Genomic DNA, 20,304 nt, shown 5'->3' on the forward strand with positions numbered 1-20,304 from the left:
TCGAACGAACCGGATTCAGCACCTCCACCAAACGCTCGAACGGCACATCCGCATGCGCAAACGCCTGCAGATCCACCTCACGCTGCCGCGCCAGCAGATCCGTGAACGCCTCACCCTGATCCAACCGGGTCCGGAACACCAGCGTGTTCACGAACATACCGATCAAATCCTCGAGCGCCTGCTCGCCACGACCCGCGATCGGGGTACCGATGGTGATGTCGTCCGTGCCCGACAGGCGCGACAGCAGCACCGCGAACGCGGTATGCGCCACCATGAACAGCGTCGCGCCCTGGCGCTGCGCCAACCGCTGCAAACCGGCATGGAGTTCGGCATCGATCTCGACCGCGACCCGGCCACCGCTATAGGACTGCACCGCCGGACGCGGACGATCGGCCGGCAGATCGAGCTGATCCGGAATCCCGGCCAGCGCCGACTCCCAGTACCCGATCTGCTTCGCCGCCAACGATTCCGGATCGTTTTCCGCGCCGAGCAACTCCCGCTGCCAGATACTGAAATCGGCGTACTGCACCGGCAACGGCGCCCAGCCCGGCGCCTCACCCGCGATCCGGGCAGCATACGCGGTCATCAGATCGCGCGTCATCGGCACCACCGAGGAGCCGTCACCGGAAATATGGTGCATCACCAGGGCCAGCACGAACTCATCGTGCGAGCCCGCGGTATCGCCGACGGCGCCGTCGGTCGCGACCGTTTCCGCGATATCCGCCGTCCCGACCCGGAACAGCGCCACCCGCAACGGCACCTCGGCGGTCACATCGAAACCGGCCGACGCCAGTTCCGCAACGGCCGCCGCGATATCGTCGGCGGCCACCGACCGCACCGAAAGCTCGGGGACAGCCTGCCCCACCGGCAAGACCACCTGCACCGGACCGGTCTCGGTCTCCGGATACACCGTCCGCAGCACCTCGTGGCGCGCCACCAGATCCGCGACCGCTACGCGCAGGGCGTCCACATCGAGCGCGCCGGACAACCGGATCGCCAACGGAATGTGATAAGCCGCCGAATTCTCGTCGAAGCGGTTCAGGAACCACATCCGCTGCTGCGCCGGCGACAACGGCACCGCGTCCTGGACCTCACCCGAGTCGGTAACCCGCGTCGGCCGCGGCTGCGGAGCCAACACCGCCCGCCCGCCGGTTCCGGCGTGCTGTTCGACCCGCACCGCCAAACCGGCGACAGTGGAGGCCTCGAACAGCGCCCGCACCGGCACCGTGGTGTCCAGCGCCGCGCCCAGCCGGGCCGCGACCTGGGTCGCGATCAGCGAGTTACCACCCAGTTCGAAGAAGTCGTCGTCCGCGCCGACCCGGTCGATCTCGAGCACCTCGGCATAGACCCCGGCCACGATCTCCTCGATCGGAGTCGACGGCGCGCGGAACTCGCGGGCCTCGAACACCGGCTCCGGCAGCGCCTTGCGGTCCAGCTTCCCGGATGCGTTCAACGGGAACTCGTCGAGCGCCACGAACGCGGCCGGAACCATATAAGCGGGAAGCCGGTCGGACAACTGCGTGCGCAGCTCATCGGTGTCGAGGATCGTGTCCCGGGCGGGCACCACATAGCCCACGAGCCGGTCGCCGATAGTCGGATCGGACTTCGCCACGACCACCGCGCGCGCCACCGCGGCGTGTTCGGTGAGGGCCGCTTCGATCTCGCCGAGCTCGATGCGCTGACCGCGCACCTTCACCTGGAAATCGGAACGTCCCACGTAGACCAGTTCGCCGGCATCGGTCCACCGCACGACATCGCCGGTGCGGTACATGCGGTGTCCGGTACCGAACGGATCGGCGACGAACCGGTCCGCACTCAGATCCGGCCGGCCGGCGTAGCCGCGGGCCACCTGCGCGCCCGCCAGATACAACTCACCCGCGACACCCACCGGAACCGGCCGCAACCGCGAATCCAGCACGTACACCTGGGCGTTCCACACCGGGCCACCGATAGGAACCGCACCGGAAACACGATCGGCCACCGCGGCGTGCGTGGCGTGCACCGCGAATTCCGTGGGGCCGTAGAGGTTGTACAGCGCCACATCGGTCACGCGGCGCACGGCGGCGACCACATCACCGGTGAAGGCCTCACCGGCCACGAACAGCATCCGCAGCGAGGCCAGCGCACCCGGATCGGCGGCGGTGCTCTCGGCGAACACCGACAGCATCGACGGGACGAACGAGGTCGCCGTAACGCGCTGTTCGGCGATCACGGAGGCGAGATAGATCGGGTCGCGGTGGCCGTCGGGTTCGGCGACCACCATCCGGGCGCCGACGGTCAACGGCGCGAGCAGCTCCCACAGCGAGACGTCGAAGGTCGCGGGGGTCTTGAACAGCACCACATCGTCACGGGAAATTCCGTATTCGCCGACGATCCAGGCGATCTGGTTGGCGATCGCCGCATGCGAGACCGCCACACCCTTCGGCCGGCCGGTCGAACCGGACGTGAATATCACGTATGCCGCGTTCTCGGCCCGCAGCGGCGCCAACCGGTCGGCATCGGTAACAGTCGAGGCGTCGTAACCACTGATATCGAGTGCGTCCAGAGTCAGCGCCGGTGCGCCCGCAACCGCCGCCGCCCCGACCGCGTCGAGATCCGCGACGGTCGTCAGCACGCACTCCGGATCCGCAGTGTCCAGAATATGCCGGATCCGCTCACCCGGATGGGTCGGATCCAGCGGCACATACGCGCCGCCCGCGGCGAGGACGGCATACATACCGACCACGAAATCCAGCGACCGCGACACCAGCAGCCCGACCAGCGATTCCGGGCCCACCCCCTGCGCGATCAGCCGCCGCGCCAACCGGTTGACCCGCGCATCCAGCTCCGCGTACGTGACCTCGACAGCGTCGGCGGTCACCGCCACGCGCTCCGGGAACTCGGCGACCGCCCGGGTGAACCCGTCGAGCGCCAGCGTTTCCGGCACCGTGTGCTCGGTCGCGTTCCAGTCCGCCAGCACCCGCGTCCGCTCGGCCGGTGCCAGAATCTCCAGCTCCCCGACCGGGGTCGCGGGATTCGCCAGGACCTCGGTCAGCAGGCGGGTGAACCGGTCGGCAAAGCCCTGTGCGGTGGCGTGATCGAACAGGTCGGTGGCGTAGGTCAGGAAACCGCTCACACCCGCGGGCTCGCCCGCGGCGTCGTAGTTGTCGCCGACCAGCACATGCAGATCGAACTGCGAAACCTCGGTATCCACCTCGACACCGGAAACCACCAGACCCGGCAGCTCCAGCCGCGACTGCCCCATGTTCTGGAAGGTGAACCCCACCTGGAACAGCGGGTGCCGTGCCTGCGACCGCGCCGGGTTGAGCACCTCCACCAGACGCTCGAACGGCACGTCCGCGTGCGCGAACGCCTGCAGATCGACTTCCCGCTGGCGGGACAGCAGATCGGTGAACGCCTCCCCGCGTTCCACCTGGGTTCGGAACACCAGGGTGTTCACGAACATACCGATCAGATCGTCGAGGGCCCGCTCGCCGCGACCCGCCACCGGCGTACCGATCGTGATGTCATCCGTACCCGACAACCGCGACAGCAGCACCGCGAACGCCGTATGCACCACCATGAACAGGGTCGCGCCGCGCTGCTGCGCCAACTGCTGCAGGCCGGCATGGGTTTCGGCGTCGATCGCTACCTCGACCCGGCCGCCCTGATAGGACTGCACCGCCGGGCGCGGACGATCCGCCGGGAGGTCCAGCTGGTCCGGAATCCCGGCCAGCGCCGACTGCCAGTATCCGAGCTGTTCGGCCGCGACCGATTCCGGATCGTTCTCGTCGCCGAGCAGTTCACGCTGCCAGAGCGCGTAATCGGCGTACTGCACCGGAAGCGGGGCCCAGCCCGGCGTCTCCCCCGCGGTCCGCGCGGAATAGGCGATCATCACATCGCGGGTCAACGGCCCCACCGAGGAGCCGTCACCGGCGATATGGTGCACCACCATGGCCAGGACGAATTCGTCGGCCGCACCGTCGATATCGAACAGCGCCACCCGCAGCGGCACCTCGGCCGTCACATCGAAACCGGCCGACGCCAGCTCGGCCACGGCCGCGACGACCTCCGCACCGGCAACCGACCGCACCTCGAGCTGCGGGATCGCCTGCCCCACCGGCAGCACCACCTGCACCGGACCGGATTCGGTCTCCGGATACACCGTCCGCAGCACCTCGTGCCGGAGCACCAGATCGGCGAGGGCCGCCCGCAGGGCGTCCACATCGAGCGCACCCGAGAGACGGATGGCGAACGGCAGGTTGTACGCGGCCGAGGCCCGATCGAAGCGGTTGAGGAACCACATCCGCTGCTGCGCCGAGGACAGCGGCACCCGCTCCGGCCGCGGCCCCGCCACGAGCGCCTTACGGGTCCCGGTACCGGCCTGCTCCTGGATCCGTGCGGCCACCGCGGCCACCGTGGAGGCTTCGAACAGCACCCGCACCGGCACCTGCGCATCCAGTGCCTGCCCGACCCGGGCGGCGACCTGGGTCGCGATCAGCGAGTTACCACCCAGCGCGAAGAAATCGTCATCCGCACCGACACGCTGCACTCCGAGGACATCGGCGAAGACACCGGCCACGATCTCCTCGATCGGAGTCGACGGCGCACGGAACTCCCGCGTCTCGAACGTCGGCTCCGGCAACGCCTTACGATCCAGCTTGCCGGAAGTGTTCAGCGGGAACGCGTCGAGTTCGACGACGGCCGCCGGGACCATATAGGTCGGCAGGACCTCACGGAGCGTATCCAGCAGGACCCCGGAGACGATTCGCTCGCCCGGAGCCGGCACCACGTAGGCAACGAGCTGCTCGCCGAGCTGCGAGGCGGCGACGGTGACAACCGCCTGGCTCACCTGCGGCTGCGCCAGAATCGCCGACTCGATTTCACCGAGCTCGATGCGCTGGCCACGGAACTTCACCTGGAAATCGGTACGACCCAGGTACTCCAGCACCGGTTCACCCTCGACGCGCTGCCAGCGCACCAGGTCACCCGTGCGATACATCCGCGCACCCGGATCGAACGGGCTCGCCACGAAACGATCGGAGCTGAGGTCCGGACGCGTCACATAGCCACGAGCCAGCTGATCACCAGCGAGATACAGCTCACCCGTGACGCCCTCCGGTACCGGACGCAACCGCGAATCCAGCACGTATACCCGCGAGTTCCACTGCGGGACACCGATCGGCACACTACCGGTTTCTTCACCCGTGGCCTGCCAATAAGTGATCGACACCGCGGCCTCGGTCGGACCGTACAAGTTGTGCACAGCGGCATCCGAGATCGCGTGCATCGCAGTGACGGTTTCCGGCGGCAACGCTTCACCGATCACGAACACATGCTCGAGACTCGGAACCGACCCCGCAGCCGTATGCGCAGCGAAAACCGTCAACATCGACGGCACGAAGTCGGTGACCGTCACCTGCTGCTCAGCGATCACCCGCGCCAGATACTCCGGATCACGATGACCATCCGGAGTAGCCACCACCAAATGCGCACCCGCGGCCAGCGGGAGGAAGTAACCCCACAGCGACACGTCGAAGGTCGTCGCCGTCTTCTGCAGATACACATCCGACGCGTCCATCGGGTACTGCGCCAGCATCCACGCGACCTGGTTCGCGATCGCCGAATGCGGCACCGCCACACCCTTCGGGCGGCCCGTCGAACCCGAGGTGAAGATGACGTAGGCCGTGTTCGACGGCCGAACCGGCGCAAGCCGATCCGCATCCGTCACCGGCGCAGCCGCGAAGCCACTGGTATCGAGCGTGTCCAGCGCCAGCACCGGCACACCCGCGATCTCCTCCGGCGTACCGTCGCCGGCCACATCGCTATCGGACCCCGCGGTCACCGCCCGCACGTCGACAGTGGTGGACAGCAGGCACACCGGGTTCGCCGTATCGAGGATGTAACCGATCCGCTCCGCCGGATGCGACGGATCCAGCGGCACATACGCACCACCGGCCGCGACCACCGCATACATGCCCACGACCAGATCCACCGACCGGGACACCAACAGCCCGACCAGCGACTCCGGGCCCACACCCTGCGCGATCAAATGCCGCGCCAGCCGGTTCACGCGAGCCGAGAACTCGCCGTAGGACAGACTTGTCCCCTCGAACGACACCGCCACCCGATCCGGGTGCGCCACCGCCATCCGCTCGAACCCGTCCAGCAGCAACCGCTCCGGCAGCGCATGCTCGGTCGAGTTCCAGTCGGCCAGTACTTCCATCCGCTCGACCGGCGCCAGGATATCCAAATCCCCCACCGCGGCACCCGGATCCGTCACCACCGCGTCCAGCAACCGCATGAACCGGTCGGCGAAGGATGCGGCCGTCGCGGGATCGAACAGGTCGCGGGAGAACGACAGTTCGCCCTGCATCGGGGAATTCGTATCCTCGCCCATACCGCGGAAATTGAGCGAGAGGTCGAACTTCTCCAGCCCGATCTCGAAATCCACCGGGGCTACCCGCAGCTCCGGCAGTTCGAAGGTGCGGTCCGGCAGGTTCTCGAACGACAACGCCACCTGGAAGAACGGGTGCCGGGCCTGGGAGCGGGTGGGGTTGAGGACCTCCACCAGACGTTCGAACGGCACATCGGCGTGCGCGAACGCCTGCAGGTCCGTATTACGGACCGTGGCGAGCAGTTCGGCGAAACTCATCCCGCCCTGCACCTGCGTCCGCAGGACCAGCGTGTTGACGAACATGCCGACCAGGTTCTCCAGCGCGGCCTCACCACGGCCGGCGACGGGAGTACCGACGGCGATATCGGATTCGCCGGTCAGCCGGGCCAGCAGCGCGGCCAGCACACTGTGCACCACCATGAACGGTGAGGCGTTGTGCCGCCGGCCGAGATCCGCGATCCGGCGTCGCATCTCCGGATCGATCACGAAGGAATGGGTACCGCCCACATACGACGACACCGCGGGCCGCGGACGGTCGGCGGGCAGGGCCAGTTCGTCCGGCAGTCCGGCCAGTTCCTGTTTCCAGTACCGGATCTGATCGGAGATCAGCGATTGCGGATCGTCTTCGGAACCCAGTACTTCTCGCTGCCAGAGCGCGTAATCCGCGTACTGCACCGGAAGATTCACCCAGGCCGGCGACTCCCAGCTGATACGGGCCGCGTAGGCGACCATCACATCCCGCGCCAGCGGTCCCATCGACCAGCCGTCGGCGGAGATATGGTGCACCACCATACCGAGCACGTATTCGGTATCGCTGATTTCGAAAAGCCGTGCATGCAACGGCACTTCGCCGGTGACGTCGAACGCCATCGTCGCCAGATCGATCAGGTGATCGATCAGTTTGTCCTCGCGGATCCGGAACGGAGTCAGGTCCGGAACGACCTGCGCCGCATCCAGAATCACCTGGACGGGCGCCTGACCGGTTTCCGGGAACACGGTGCGCAGGGATTCGTGCCGGTCGATCACATCGATGATCGCGACCTGCAGCGCCGCCACATCGAGTTCACCGGACATCCGGATGGCGACCGGGATATTGTTGACCGCCGATTCGGTGTCGTAGCGGTTGAGGAACCACATCCGCTGCTGGGCCAGCGACAGCGGGATATCGCCGTCGCGGCTGCGGGCGACCAGCGCCTGCCGCGCGCCTTCACCGACATGGGACTCGATCCGCGCCGCGAGCGCCATCACCGTGGACGCTTCGAACAGGGTGCGCACCGGCACCCGGGTGTCCAGGGCGGCACCGAGCCGCGCCGCCACCTGGGTCGCGATCAGCGAGTTACCGCCCAGTTCGAAGAAGTCGTCGTCGAGACCGACCCGGTCGACGCCGAGGACCTCGGCGAAAACATCCGCGACGATCTCCTCGATCGGTGTGACGGGCGCGCGGAACGCCTGGGTCTGGAACTGCGGGACCGGTAGCGCCTTGCGATCCAGCTTCCCGGCCGGGGTCAGCGGGATCTCGTCGAGCACCATGATCGAGGACGGCACCATGTATGCGGGCAGCCGATCCTGGATATGCGCCGTCACGGCGGGCACATCGATCGAATCACCCGGTGCGGCAACGACATACGATACCAGTGTCATCGCGCCGGAGACGTTCTCGTGGCCGATGGTCACGGCGAAATCGACGGCGGGGTGGGAAGTCAGCGCGGCATCGATCTCGCCGAGTTCGATGCGGAACCCGCGGACCTTCACCTGGAAGTCGTTGCGACCCACGTATTCGACGGTCAGCGCGCCGGAACCGTCGCGCCGCCAGCGCACGACGTCACCGGTCCGGTACAGGCGCTCGCCGTCGATACCGAACGGGTCCGCGACAAACCGGCCGGCGGTCAGCGCGGGCCGGGCGTGATAGCCACGGGCCAGCTGGATACCACCGAGATACAGTTCGCCGATAACCCCCTCCGGCACCGGGTCCAGCCCGCCGTCCAGCACCAGCGCGCGCATACCCCGTACCGGGCCACCGATGGTGACCGGTTCGCCGGGCTGCAGCGGGCCGCTGATGTTGGTGGCGATGGTGGCCTCGGTCGGACCGTAGGCGTTGAACAGCCGGCGCCCCGTGGCGGCCGCCCAGCGGCCCGCGAGGTCCGCCGGAATCGCTTCACCGCCGGTGATGACGACACGCACATCGTCCATCGCGTCGAGATCCAGGGAGGCCAGCACCGAGGGGGTGAGGAAGGCGTGGGTCACCCCGGTCGTCTCGATGAGATCGGCCAGTTCCGCGCCGCCGAACATCATCTGCGGCACGATGACCATGGTGCCGGCCGCACCGACGGCCAGCAGCAGTTCCAGCACCGAGGCGTCGAACGACGGGGAAGCGAAAGCCAGTGCGCGGGTGGACGTATCGAGTCCGAATCGCTGCACCTGCTCGGCGGCGAAGTTGCGCAGACCGGCATGGGTGACCGCGACACCCTTCGGCAGACCGGTCGAACCGGAGGTGTAGATCATGTACGCCGTGTTCGCGGTGCGCAGCGGCGCCCGCCGATCGGCGTCGGTGATCGCATCCGCCGAGCTCGCCATGACTTCCGCGGCGAGTTCGGGATCGTCGAGGCTGATCCAGCCGCCGGACAATTCCGGCAGTTCCGGTAGTTCGTAGTCCTCGGTGAGTCCGAACGCGGCACCCGAATCGGTGACCATATGGATGATGCGGTCGGCCGGATAGGCCGGGTCCACCGGGACCAGCACCGCACCGGATTTGACGATCGCCCACAGCGCCAGCTGGTACCGCCACGAGCGCCCCAGCGCCAGCGCGACCGAGACCTCCGGCCCGGCCCCGCGTTCGATGAGCACCCGCGCCAGCTGGTTCGACGCGGAATCCAGCTCGGCGTAGGTATAGGACTCGTCGTCGGCGACCACCGCGATACCGTCGGGATTGGTGACCGCCGCCGCGGCGAGCAGGCCCGCCAGGGTATCCGGCTGTTCGGCCGGTCCACCGGCGCAGGCGGTGAGTTCGGCGCGCTCATCGGGGTGCAGCAGTTCGATGGCTCCGACCCGGGTGTGCGGATCGGCGACGATCACGTCGAGCAACCGCTGCCAGCGGGTGACGAACGACCGGACCGTGGACTCGTCGAACAGGTCGGTGGCGTAGGAGAGGACCAGGTCCATACCCGCCGGTTCACCGCGGCTGCCGCGTTTTTCGGTGACGGTCCAGACGAGATCGAATTTGGCGATCGCGAGTTCGATCTCCGCCGCGCTGATCGACAGTCCGGGGATCTCCAGATCGGCGTGCGAGATCTCCTGGAACGACAGCATCACCTGCACCAGCGGCTGCCGGGCCTGCGAGCGGGCCGGGTTCAGCACCTCGACCAGCCGCTCGAACGGAACGTCGGCGTGCGCGAAGGCGGCGAGGTCGGCTTCGCGGGTGCTGTCGAGGAATTCGGTGAACGGACGGGTGCCGTCCACGTCGGAACGCAACACCAGGGTGTTGACGAACATACCGATCAGATCGTCGAGCGCCTGTTCGCCGCGGCCGGCCACCGGCGTACCGACGGCGATATCACCGGTTCCGGACAGCCGCGACAGCAGCACCGCCAGCGCGGCGTGCAGCACCATGAACAACGTCGAGCCGTTGCCCCGGGCCAGATCCGACAGACGTTCGTGCAGTTCGGCGTCGATGGCGAAATGGTGTTGCGCACCCCGGAAACCTTGCACTGCCGGGCGCGGTCGATCGATCGGCAGATCCAGCTGGTCGGGCAGGCCCGCCAGCGTTTCCCGCCAGAAGGCGATCTGGCGGGCAGCCATGGAATCCGGATCGTCCTCGCGTCCCAGCAGTTCCCGCTGCCAGACGCTGTAATCCCGGTACTGCACCGGCAGCGGCGCCCAAGACGGCTCCACGCCCGTCGCGCGCGCTACGTAGGCCGCGGCGACATCGCGGGACAAGGGGCCGAAGGAGAAACCGTCGGCCGAAATATGGTGCACCACAATGGCGACCGCATGCTCGGGCGTGCCGTTGGACCGGCCGCCGGCCACCTCGTAGACCCGCACCCGGATGGGCAGTTCCCGGGTGACATCGAAACCGATGGCGGCGAATTCGGCCAGCGCGTCCGGCAGCCGGTCGGCGTCGATCCGCTCGACCCGGACCCCCAGATCGACCTCGTCCATCGGCAGCACCAGCTGATAACCGCCGTCCCCGGATTCCGGGAAAATGGTCCGCAGCGACTGCTGCCGTTCGATCACATCGTCGAGGGCGGCGGTGAGCGCCGCGACATCGGCGTGGCCGCGCAGCCGGATCACGAACGGCAGGTTGTAGGTGGGCGCGGCGGGATCGAACTGGTTGATGAACCACATCCGCTGCTGCGCCGGCGACAGCGGCACCCGATCGGGCAGCGCCCGGGCCACCAGCGGCGGCCGGGATTCGCGGGATTCGCCCGAGGTGGCGATCTCGATACGGCCGGCCAGACCGGCCACGGTGGGGGTTTCGAACAGTGCCCGCACCCCGATACGAACCCCGAACGCGGCACTGATCCGCGCCACGACCTGGGTCGCGACCAGCGAGTTACCGCCGAGATCGAAGAAGTTGTCGTCGACACCGACCACCTGCTGGCCCAGGATATCGGCGAAGATCCCGGCCACCACATGTTCGGCCTGGGTGCGCGGAGCGCGGAAACCGGCCACATCGGCGCTGAACACCGGTTCCGGTAGCGCCTTGCGATCCAGTTTTCCGCTGGTGTTGAGCGGAAGCGCGGCCAGCACCAGGATCGCGGCCGGGACCATATAGGACGGCAGCTTCTCCCCGAGGAACCGGGTGAGTTCGACCGGTTCGACGGTATGCCCGGGGGCGGGTACGACATAGCCGGCCAGCTGCTGACCGGTGGCGGTATCGACCACCAGCACCACGGCCTGACTCACCGCCGGATGGGCGAGCAGATCGGTTTCGATCTCGCCGAGTTCGATGCGCTGACCGCGGAACTTCACCTGGAAGTCGGTGCGGCCGAGGTATTCGAGCACCCCGTCGGCGCGCCAGCGCACCAGGTCGCCGGTGCGGTACATCCGGTCCCCCGCCGCACCCAGCGGGTCGGCGACGAAACGGTCGGCACTCAGGTCCGGACGGCCCAGATAACCGCGGGCCAGCTGCCGGCCCGACAGATACAGCTCACCCGGTGCACCGATGGCCGCAGGCCGCAAGCGCGCATCGAGTACCTGGACCCCGACATTCCACTCGGGCACACCGATCGGCACCGAGACGGTATCGGCGGTGGTGGCCTCCCAGTAGGTCACCGACACGGCAGCCTCGGTGGGGCCGTACAGGTTGTGCAGGCCGGCGCCGGAGATCGCCTTCATCGCCGCGACCGTTTCCGGCGGCAGCGCCTCACCGATCACGAATACCGCGCGCAGCGAAGCGATCTGCTCGGGGTCGGCGTAGGAGGCGAACACCGTCAGCATGGACGGGACGAAATCGGTGACGGTCACCCCGTGCCGGGCAATGGTTTCGGCGACGTAGGCCGGGTCGCGGTGGCCGTCCGGGGTCGCGACGATCAGGGTGGCGCCCGACATCAGCGGCAGGAAATAACCCCACAGCGAGACATCGAAAGTGGTGGCGGTCTTCTGCAGGTAGACATCGTCGGCGGTGAAACCGTAGGTGTCCAGCATCCACAGCTGCTGGTTGACGATGGCGTGATGGCTCACCGCGACACCCTTGGGGCGGCCGGTCGAACCCGAGGTGTAGATGACGTATGCGGTGTTGTCCGGCCGCAGCGGGGCGAGCCGGTCGGCATCGGTGAGCGGTGCGTCGGAGAATCCGGCGGTATCCAGGGTGTCGACGGCCAGCGACCGCACCGATTCGGGCAGTTCCGCCTGGTCCGCTGTGACCGTCAGCACGCAGACCGGCGCCGCGCTCTCCAGGATGTAGGCGGTGCGCTCCGCCGGATGGTCCGGGTCGATCGGGACATAGGCGCCACCCGCGCGCAGCACGGCGTGCATCGCCACGACCAGGTCGACCGATCGGCGCATCCCGAGCGCGACCAGCGATTCCGGGCCCACACCGTCGGCGATCAGGTACCGGGCCAGCCGGTTGACCCGCGCGCCGAACTCGGCGTAGGTCAGACCTGTCCCCTCGAATTCGACCGCGAGGTTGTCCGGGGTACGCGCGATCTGGGCGTCCAGCAGCGCCGGCAGCGTCGTATCGGGGACCTCGTGCGCCGCATCGTTCCAGGTCTCGACGGTTGCGGTGCGTTCGGCGGCGGTGGTGATCGCGAGCTGCCACACCGGCTCGTCGGCCTCCGCGGCCAGGAACCGCTCGAAGAATTCGAGGAACCGGGTGTGATGCCGGCCGGCCTCTTCCTCGGTGTAGAGGTTGGGGTTGGTTTCGAAGTCGATATGGCTGCGGGTGCCGCCGATCGACTGATAGAAGTTGACGCCCAGATCCTCGATACTGCCGGTGGACAGCACATGCAGGCTGCCGACGCTGTCACCGAGGCGCAGTTCGTCCTGGAACAGCATGATGTTGACCCACGGTCCGAAGAATTCCGTGGTCACCACGCCACCGCCGGCGGAGTCGCGGCGGATGTCCTCGTGCCGGTAGCGCTGATGCCGCAACGCCCCGGACACCTCGAGCTGCACCTGGCGGCGCAGATCGGCGATCGTGGTCTCGGCGCCGACGTGCAGCCGCAGCGGGACGATATTGGACGAGACGCCGCCGGAGCGGCGCATGAGAGCGGTGGTGCGCGCGGTGACCGGCAAGCTGAGGATGACGTCCTCGGCGCCGTTCCATTGCGCCAGGTAGGCCGCGAACGCGGCGATCAGTTCCTGGGCGGGTGAGGATTCGTAGCGGCGCACCGCCTCGTCGAGCGCGGCGTTCTGGTCGTCGGTGAGCGGCCCCTGGACCACACCGTTGCGGGCGGCCGGGGCGGCCGAACGCCCGGCCAGGCTGGTGCCCTCCTCGAGTCCGGCGACCCGTTCGGCCCAGTACTCCTTATCGGTGCGGAAGCGGTTGCTCTCGCGGTAGGCGATCTCCTGGTCGTACAGGGTGCGCAGCTGCGCGGCCTTGGACGGCGCGGGTTCCGCACCCGCCCGGTAGGCCGTGTACAGCTCGGCCATCCGGTTCATCATGTTCATGGCGCCGTAGCCGTCGATCACGATGTGGTGGGCGCGCACATACCAGTACCAGTGGTTCTCACCCAGGTGCAGGGCGGCGGCACGGATGAGTCGGTCGGTGGTCAGATCCAGCGGGCGGCCGTACTCGTCGCGCATCCACTCCCGGGCGGCGGCGACCGGATCGGCGGCGGTACGCAGGTCCACGTAGCGGACCTCGTCCTCGAGGCTGTGATCGACGAACTGCAGCGGTTCCCCGTCGCGTTCGACGATACGCAGCAGGCCCGAGCCCAGTTCGTGGGAGGCGTCCAAACTGGCCCGGGTCAGGGTGTCGACATCGAGCTCACCGTGCAGTTCGACGTACTGGGCGATATTGACCGGCACCTGTGGGTCGACATGCTGCGCGTACCAGATACCCAGCTGTGCAGGCGACAGGGGGAACAGATCCCCGTCGGCGGTTGCCGAACCACTGTTCGTACCGTTCCCGCCGTTGTCCAGCCGGTCCAACCGTAACCTCGCTTCCGGAACGCACGCGTGCGCTTCCCGTCACCACCTGGTCGCGACGCGCACCGCCCGTAGCGCGATGTCCGCTGTTCCAGGTCCACTTCTTGTTCGATCAGGCAGAAATGTCCATCGGAAGTATCCGTTTATCGGGCCGAGGACGTTACATCGGACGCCCGGTACCACCCGGCACCTCCGGTGCCGTGGGACACCGTGTACCCGCACCCGCGCGCCGACTCCTGACCACCGATCCAATCTACCGTCGTACCGGCGCCACACCAACCGCGTTACGCAGGTGCAGGCCGGGGCCCGCGCGGTGGGCGCCGGGGTGTCCGGGCAGGTCCCGCAGTGGACACTCACCGCGGACTCATCCAGGTCTATCCGGTGAGGTGGGCACGGTCACGTGCCGGGTCGTAAAGGTGGGATTGCGCACAGGCCGCACCCGGGTCCAGCGCCCGGCCGACCAAGATCACTGCCGCCTGCCGCAGCCCGGCCGCCTCGACCTGATCGGCGATATCGGCCAGGGTGCCCCGCAGCACGGTCTGGTCCGGCTGACTGGCCCGGTACACCACCGCGACCGGGCAGCCGGCCCCGTAGTACTCGGCCAGCTCCGCCGCCAGCTCCCGGGTCCGGGTGACGGCCAGATGCAGGGCCAGCGTGGCACCGGTCCGGGCGAAACCGGACAGCGCCTCGGAATCCGGCATCGCCGTCGAACGGGCCTGCATCCGGGTCAGCACCACCGACTGCACGACCTCGGGAACCGTCAGCTCAGTACCCAGCAATGCGGCCGCGGCCGCATACGCGGGAACGCCCGGGGTGATATCCCACGGCACCCCCGCGGCGTCGAGCCGGCGCGTCTGCTCGGTGAGCGCGGAATAAAGGGAGGTATCCCCGGAGCACAACCGAGCCACATCCCGCCCGGCCGCGGTCGCCCGCACGAGATGCCCGGTGATCTCGTCGAGGTCCAGCCGCTGAGTATCGACCAGCTCGGTCCCGGGCGCACAGTGCGCGATCACCTCGGGATCCAGGTAGGTCCCCGGATACAGGCATACCGGGCACCGCCGCAGCAGCTCCACCGCGCGCACGGTCAGCAGATCGGCGGCGCCGGGCCCCGCCCCGATGAAGTGCACGGTCATGGGACGAGCATAGGTCCGGCGCCGGATCCGGCCGCCCGAAGGAGGTCGGTCCACGACCACCGCGGTCCGATCTCGGTCGGGCACCGAGCGTGCCCGGACCGGGACGATCGTCGCTCACCTCGGCGAACAGCAGCGCAACCCCGGCCGCACCTCCCCGGGGCCGGTTTCTGCAGCGATGATGATTCCGTCGCCACCGGGCTCGTCACCGCCGCCACGTCCCAAGTGTCGTCGGCGCCATAGCGCTCGCTGCCTGCTCGAAAACCTCCGACGCCACACAGTTGACCGCGTCGGCGGCCGCGGCGAGCGAGATCCCCGAAGGGGGCCCCCGGCGCACCGCCGCGATCAGGGGCTGTGCCGTGATCACCGGCGACGGTCTCGGGCGCGGACGATGCCCGGCTCAGCCGACGGCGTCGAAGAAGGCGATGACCTTCGTCGGCTGTACCCGCACCAGGAGTTCACCGGGCACACCGTTGCGGCGGCCGAACTCGTCGGCGCGGGCCGTACCCATATACCGGCCGCCGATCGCGGTCGCCGTCCGCAGCAGTTCGGCCGGGTCCTCGGACAAGGTGACCGTGCCCTGGATCTGCACCGCCGCGTAGGGCGGCTCCTCGAGGTCCACCACCAGCGCGACCCGCGGATCACGCTGCAACGCCTTTCCCTTCGCGGTGTTCTTGCCGGTGTTGAACACGATTTCGTCCCCGTCGAGCAGGAACCAGACCGGGGTCACCACCGGACGCCCGTCACCGGCGGTGAACGCCACCTTCGCGGTACGGGTTCCGAAGCTGAGGAATTCGCGCACCTTGGGATCGGAAAGCGAGGCCATGCGGATCAGCCTAGGGTGCCACGTTCGTCCCACGGGCATGTCTCCCGGCGCGGCGAGCCGCTGCCGGCACCGCGATGTCACACCCGGGTTGCCCGCGTCGTCGACCAGATACCCGCCGGGATACACCGGCCGCAGAGAGATGGTGTGAGATGAACGTCGCTTATTACCTCGTCGGAACGCTGACCGCCCTATGGGTCGGGTTCTCGGGCTACTCGCTGTTCTCGAAACAGCAGTTCGTCGTCGAACCGCTCGAGCAGTACGGTGTGCCGCGGTCGTGGTGGAACTGGCTGGCGCTGGCCAAAACCGCCGGAGCGCTGGGATTGCTCATCGGCTTCGCGCTCCCGGCGCTCGGCGTCGCCGCCGCCGTCGGCCTGATCCTCTACTTCCTCGGCGCCACCGCGACGGCACTACGAGCACGCTCGTACAAGACCTCGGTATTCCCGCTGCTGTACCTGCTTCCGGTCGTCGCGACCCTGGTCCTCCAGCTGGCTCGGTAGCCGACGCAGGAACCCTGATCGGCCGGGTCCGAACCCGCGCCGATCATCGCGCGGCGGTAAACGCGCACCGCGCTACCGGCACAGCCGCGGCGGGGCCGGCACAGCCAGGCCGGTGGCCGCGGCGGACAACCGTTCTCACTGACCGGACAGCGCACGAACCAACCGCGCCGAATTGCCGATACGGCAGCCTCGTACCGGCGATACTCCGAATAGCCCTGCGGGTCGGGACCGCAGGGCGTGAGGAGTTGGCGATGAGCGTGGCGGACGGTGTGGAACAGGCCGACGGGAACGCACCACCGGAGCCGGGTGGGTTGCGGCGGGTGGTCGCCGCATCCATGGCCGGAACCGTGGTCGAGTGGTACGAGTTCTTCCTCTACGGCACCGCGGCGACATTGGTGTTCAGCAAGATCTTCTTCCCGGAATCCGACAGCGAACTCGACGCGATCCTGAAAGCCTTCCTTACTTATGCAGTCGGGTTCGCGGCCCGACCGCTCGGCGGCATCGTCTTCGGGCATTTCGGCGACAAATACGGCCGCAAGCGGCTCCTGCAGTTCAGCCTGATCCTGGTAGGTGCGGCCACCTTCTTGATGGGCTGCCTGCCCACCTACGGCCAGATCGGTTACCTGGCGCCCGCCCTCCTGGTCATCCTGCGCTTCCTCCAGGGTTTCGCGGTCGGCGGGGAATGGGGCGGGGCCGTCCTGCTGGTGGCCGAGCACAGCCCGGACAAGAGTCGCGGTTTCTGGGCGAGCTGGCCGCAATCCGGTGTCCCCGGCGGCAATCTGCTGGCGACCGTCGTTCTGCTGGTACTCACCACTGTCCTGTCCGAGGAAAATTTCCTGTCCTGGGGCTGGCGGATCGCGTTCTGGTTGTCCGCGGTGGTGGTGCTGATCGGCTACTACATCCGCACGAAGGTCACCGACGCACCGATCTTCACCGCGGCGCAGAAGGAAGCCGAACAAGTGCGGACCTCGTCCTTCAGTGCCATCGAGGTTCTGAAGCGGTATCCGCGCGGCGTTTTCACCGCGATGGGCCTGCGTTTCGGCGAGAACATCATGTACTACCTGGTCGTCACCTTCACCATCACCTATCTGAAGGTCCAGCACGATATGGCGACCGACGACATCCTGTGGTGGCTGCTCGCTGCCCACGCCGTACATTTCGCGGTGATCCCGCTGATCGGCGCACTCACCGACCGGATCGGCCGGCGTCCGGTCTACCTGGCGGGCACGATCGCCGCGGGACTGTGGGGCTTCATCGCCTTCCCGATGATGGACACCGGCAACGGCTGGATCATCACCGCGGCAATCATCCTCGGCCTCGTCGCCCACGGCTTCATGTACGCACCCCAACCGGCCATCATGGCGGAAATGTTCCCGACCCGGATGCGCTATTCGGGTGTATCCCTCGGCTACCAGGTCACCTCGATCGTCGCGGGTTCGCTGGCCCCCGTGATCGCGGTCAAACTGCTGGACACGTTCGACTCCCCGGTCCCGATCGCCATCTACCTGGCAGCGGCCGCCGCAGTGACCGCGATCGCGGTGCTGGCCACCCGGGAAACCAAGGGTTTCGACCTGGCCGATATCGACCGGGCCGATGCGGCCCGCGACACCACGACAACCGTCCGGCTCTGACCCGGTGTGCAAATTCCGTACTGGTCGAGGTCGCCTATTTCACCAAATACGCCATGCGCGGAGACGACTCGACGCCAATCAGTGACGCCATAAATCACGCGACGTCGCGAGCGAAGGAGCGCTGGATCGACGGAGCCGAGTGTGGCAAGTCCGGAGCAGGTCGGCGTTTCACGCCCACGGAAGGCGGACTTGCTTGACCGAGCCGCACCATCGCGGGTCCGATCCGTCAGGGGTAGCCGCTATCGTGAGCTGGTGACGACAGCCCTCGACCTTCTGTCCCGCGCCGAAGCACGGCGTGTCACTGCCCTGGCCGGGCTTTCCTCGGACCGGCAGGCGATGTTCGGACAGTTCTTCACCAACTCTGCCGCCGCACAGTTCATGGCTGATATGGTCCGGCTACCGGCTACCGGTACTATCCGTATTCTTGATCCCGGCGCCGGCTCTGGAGCTCTGACGGCTGCCTTGGTCGCACGGGTGATCGCTGAAGCTCCGCAGCTCGACATCCAAGTCACCGTCGTGGAGATCGACACCGAGGTCACCACTGCCCTGCACGCGACACTGGCCGATTGCGCTGAGGCAGCCGAGGCAGCGGGGGCACGCTTCACCTCGACCGTGATCAACGACAGTTTCATCGACGTTGCCTCGGGACTGGTGGAACAATTCGATGTGGTGATCCAGAATCCTCCGTACGCCAAGCTGGCATCCGACGATCCGGACCGATTCACGACCGCCGCGATAGCCGTGGACCTACCCAACATCTACGCGGCGTTCGTGGCTCTCGGGATAACATCGCTGGCGGCGGGCGGCCAACTGGTCGCAATCACACCGCGTTCATTCACCAACGGAACATATTTCTCAGGATTCAGGCGGTGGTTGCTACCGCAAGCGATGTTCGACCGGATCCATATCTTCGCCGCTCGAGACTCGGTGTTCGCCGAAACCGGCGTGCTCCAGGAGAACATCATCTATTCGATGACCCGTACTCGAGAAACCCCACGAACTGCGCTACTGTCCGCCTCGCACGACCATCAAGACACGGTGACACGTCGTGAGGTCGACTACTCCGAGGTTATTCACCCCGGCGACACGCACCTCTACATTCGTATCCCCTCGGCACCGGAGGACACGGAACTCGTTGCAGCCATGGCAGCGTTGCCGTGCTCGCTGGCTGATATCGGTATCAAAGTCAGCACCGGGCGGGTTGTCGATTTCCGCAGCCGCGAACAATTACTCACCCGACCACTCGACGAACATTATCCGATGGTGTACCCAGCCAACCTCTCTCATGGTGTGCTGACCCACCCGAAGCCGAGCACCAAGCCGCAATGGTTCTCGATCACAGAACCGAAAGACCGTCGTTGGCTATTGCCCCCGGGAACATATGTTCTGGTCAAGCGGTTCTCCGCCAAGGAGGAGCGACGCCGGCTGGTAGCGGGAATCTGGTCACCCTGTCTACATGGGACAAGTCCGGTAGCAGTAGACAATAAGCTGAATTACTTTCACGCTGACGGCGAGAGCCTTGATGCCGCACTGGCGATGGGGCTGGCAATCTGGTTGAACTCCGACTCAGTCGACCGATATTTCCGCACATTCTCGGGGCATACACAGGTCAATGCCACAGATCTCCGTGGGATGCGATATCCGAGCGTGGAATCGCTTCGCGCGATGGGGAAAAAATACTCGGAGCTGCCCAGCGCTGAGACCATCGACCATGTCGTCGAAAAATTCATGAATACTCAGGGGGTTGGCGCGTGAACATCGAGACCCGAATTTCCGAAGCCCAAGGGTTGCTCGCCGAGTTCGGCTTCGATCAGAAACGCACAAACCTACGGTCGGCGCGGGTGCTCATGGCACTGCTCGGTATGACCCCGGAAACGCCGTGGTCCGAGGCTTCACCTCGAGTCCTCCGACCATTCGAGATCATCGCCTGGATCAGCAGATACTGGGGAAAGACGTATGCCGCCAACTCCAGAGAGACGATCCGGCGTCAAACTCTGCATCAGTTTGTTGATGCAGGATTCGTACGCCACAATGCCGATGCTCCGGAAAGGGAGACGAACTCCCAGCTGAACAATTATCGGATTTCCGACGCAGCCCTATCCGTGATCCAGGTTTACGGGACGCCGGACTTCGCTCCGGTGATGTCCGAGTACCTCGACTCGCAACCAGGTCTTGTCACCCTGTATCGCGCCGCACGGGAAGCCACCCGGATCCCGATCACGCTTCCTGGCGGCAAAAAACTCAGCCTGGGTGCCGG

General features: G+C 67.0%; 6 protein-coding genes and 1 pseudogene. 4 read left to right on the forward strand and 3 right to left on the reverse strand.

The features are described 5' to 3' along the window. The 3 genes from QH196_RS29335 to QH196_RS29345 all read right to left on the reverse strand — a co-directional run. Positions 1 to 13,966: non-ribosomal peptide synthetase (locus QH196_RS29335; RefSeq protein WP_280419094.1), on the reverse strand; the 13,966-nt coding region annotated here is incomplete at its 3' end. Positions 13,967 to 14,337: 371 nt separating this feature from the next. Then, the gene (gene cobM / locus QH196_RS29340; RefSeq protein WP_280419095.1) at positions 14,338 to 15,096 is read right to left on the reverse strand and encodes a precorrin-4 C(11)-methyltransferase; all 759 of its coding nucleotides are present in this window, start codon (positions 15,094 to 15,096) and stop codon (positions 14,338 to 14,340) included. A 397-nt stretch (positions 15,097 to 15,493) separates the two neighbouring features. Further along, the gene (locus tag QH196_RS29345) at positions 15,494 to 15,919 is read right to left on the reverse strand and encodes a PPOX class F420-dependent oxidoreductase (protein ID WP_280419096.1); all 426 of its coding nucleotides are present in this window, start codon (positions 15,917 to 15,919) and stop codon (positions 15,494 to 15,496) included. Between the two features lie 149 nt (positions 15,920 to 16,068). On the opposite strand from QH196_RS29345, the gene QH196_RS29350 reads away from it, so the two are divergent. From QH196_RS29350 to QH196_RS29365, 4 genes and pseudogenes are all read left to right on the forward strand, one after another. After that, positions 16,069 to 16,416: a DoxX family protein gene (locus QH196_RS29350; protein ID WP_280419097.1), complete on the forward strand. Its 348-nt coding sequence runs from the start codon at positions 16,069 to 16,071 to the stop codon at positions 16,414 to 16,416. Between the two features lie 251 nt (positions 16,417 to 16,667). Continuing rightward, a complete protein-coding gene (locus tag QH196_RS29355) occupies positions 16,668 to 18,047 on the forward strand; it encodes an MFS transporter (protein ID WP_280419098.1) in 1,380 nt (459 codons plus the stop codon). A gap of 252 nt (positions 18,048 to 18,299) precedes the next feature. Continuing rightward, positions 18,300 to 19,802 carry an Eco57I restriction-modification methylase domain-containing protein gene (locus QH196_RS29360; RefSeq protein ID WP_280419099.1) on the forward strand — a complete coding sequence of 501 codons (1,503 nt, stop codon included), beginning with the start codon at positions 18,300 to 18,302 and terminating at the stop codon, positions 19,800 to 19,802. Next, positions 19,799 to 20,304: pseudogene (locus QH196_RS29365) on the forward strand (BsuBI/PstI family type II restriction endonuclease); the annotation flags it as partial. The gene QH196_RS29360 and the pseudogene QH196_RS29365, both read left to right, overlap by 4 nt.

Source organism: Nocardia carnea (genome assembly GCF_029868325.1).
GTDB classification, from domain to species: domain Bacteria; phylum Actinomycetota; class Actinomycetes; order Mycobacteriales; family Mycobacteriaceae; genus Nocardia; species Nocardia carnea_C.

Coding starts and splice junctions, on each gene's coding strand:
- QH196_RS29345 (WP_280419096.1), bottom strand. CDS start 15,919: ATGGCCTCGCTTTCCGATCCCAAGGTGCGCGAATTCCTCAGCTTCGGA.
- QH196_RS29355 (WP_280419098.1), top strand. CDS start 16,668: ATGAGCGTGGCGGACGGTGTGGAACAGGCCGACGGGAACGCACCACCG.
- cobM (WP_280419095.1), bottom strand. CDS start 15,096: ATGACCGTGCACTTCATCGGGGCGGGGCCCGGCGCCGCCGATCTGCTG.
- QH196_RS29350 (WP_280419097.1), top strand. CDS start 16,069: ATGAACGTCGCTTATTACCTCGTCGGAACGCTGACCGCCCTATGGGTC.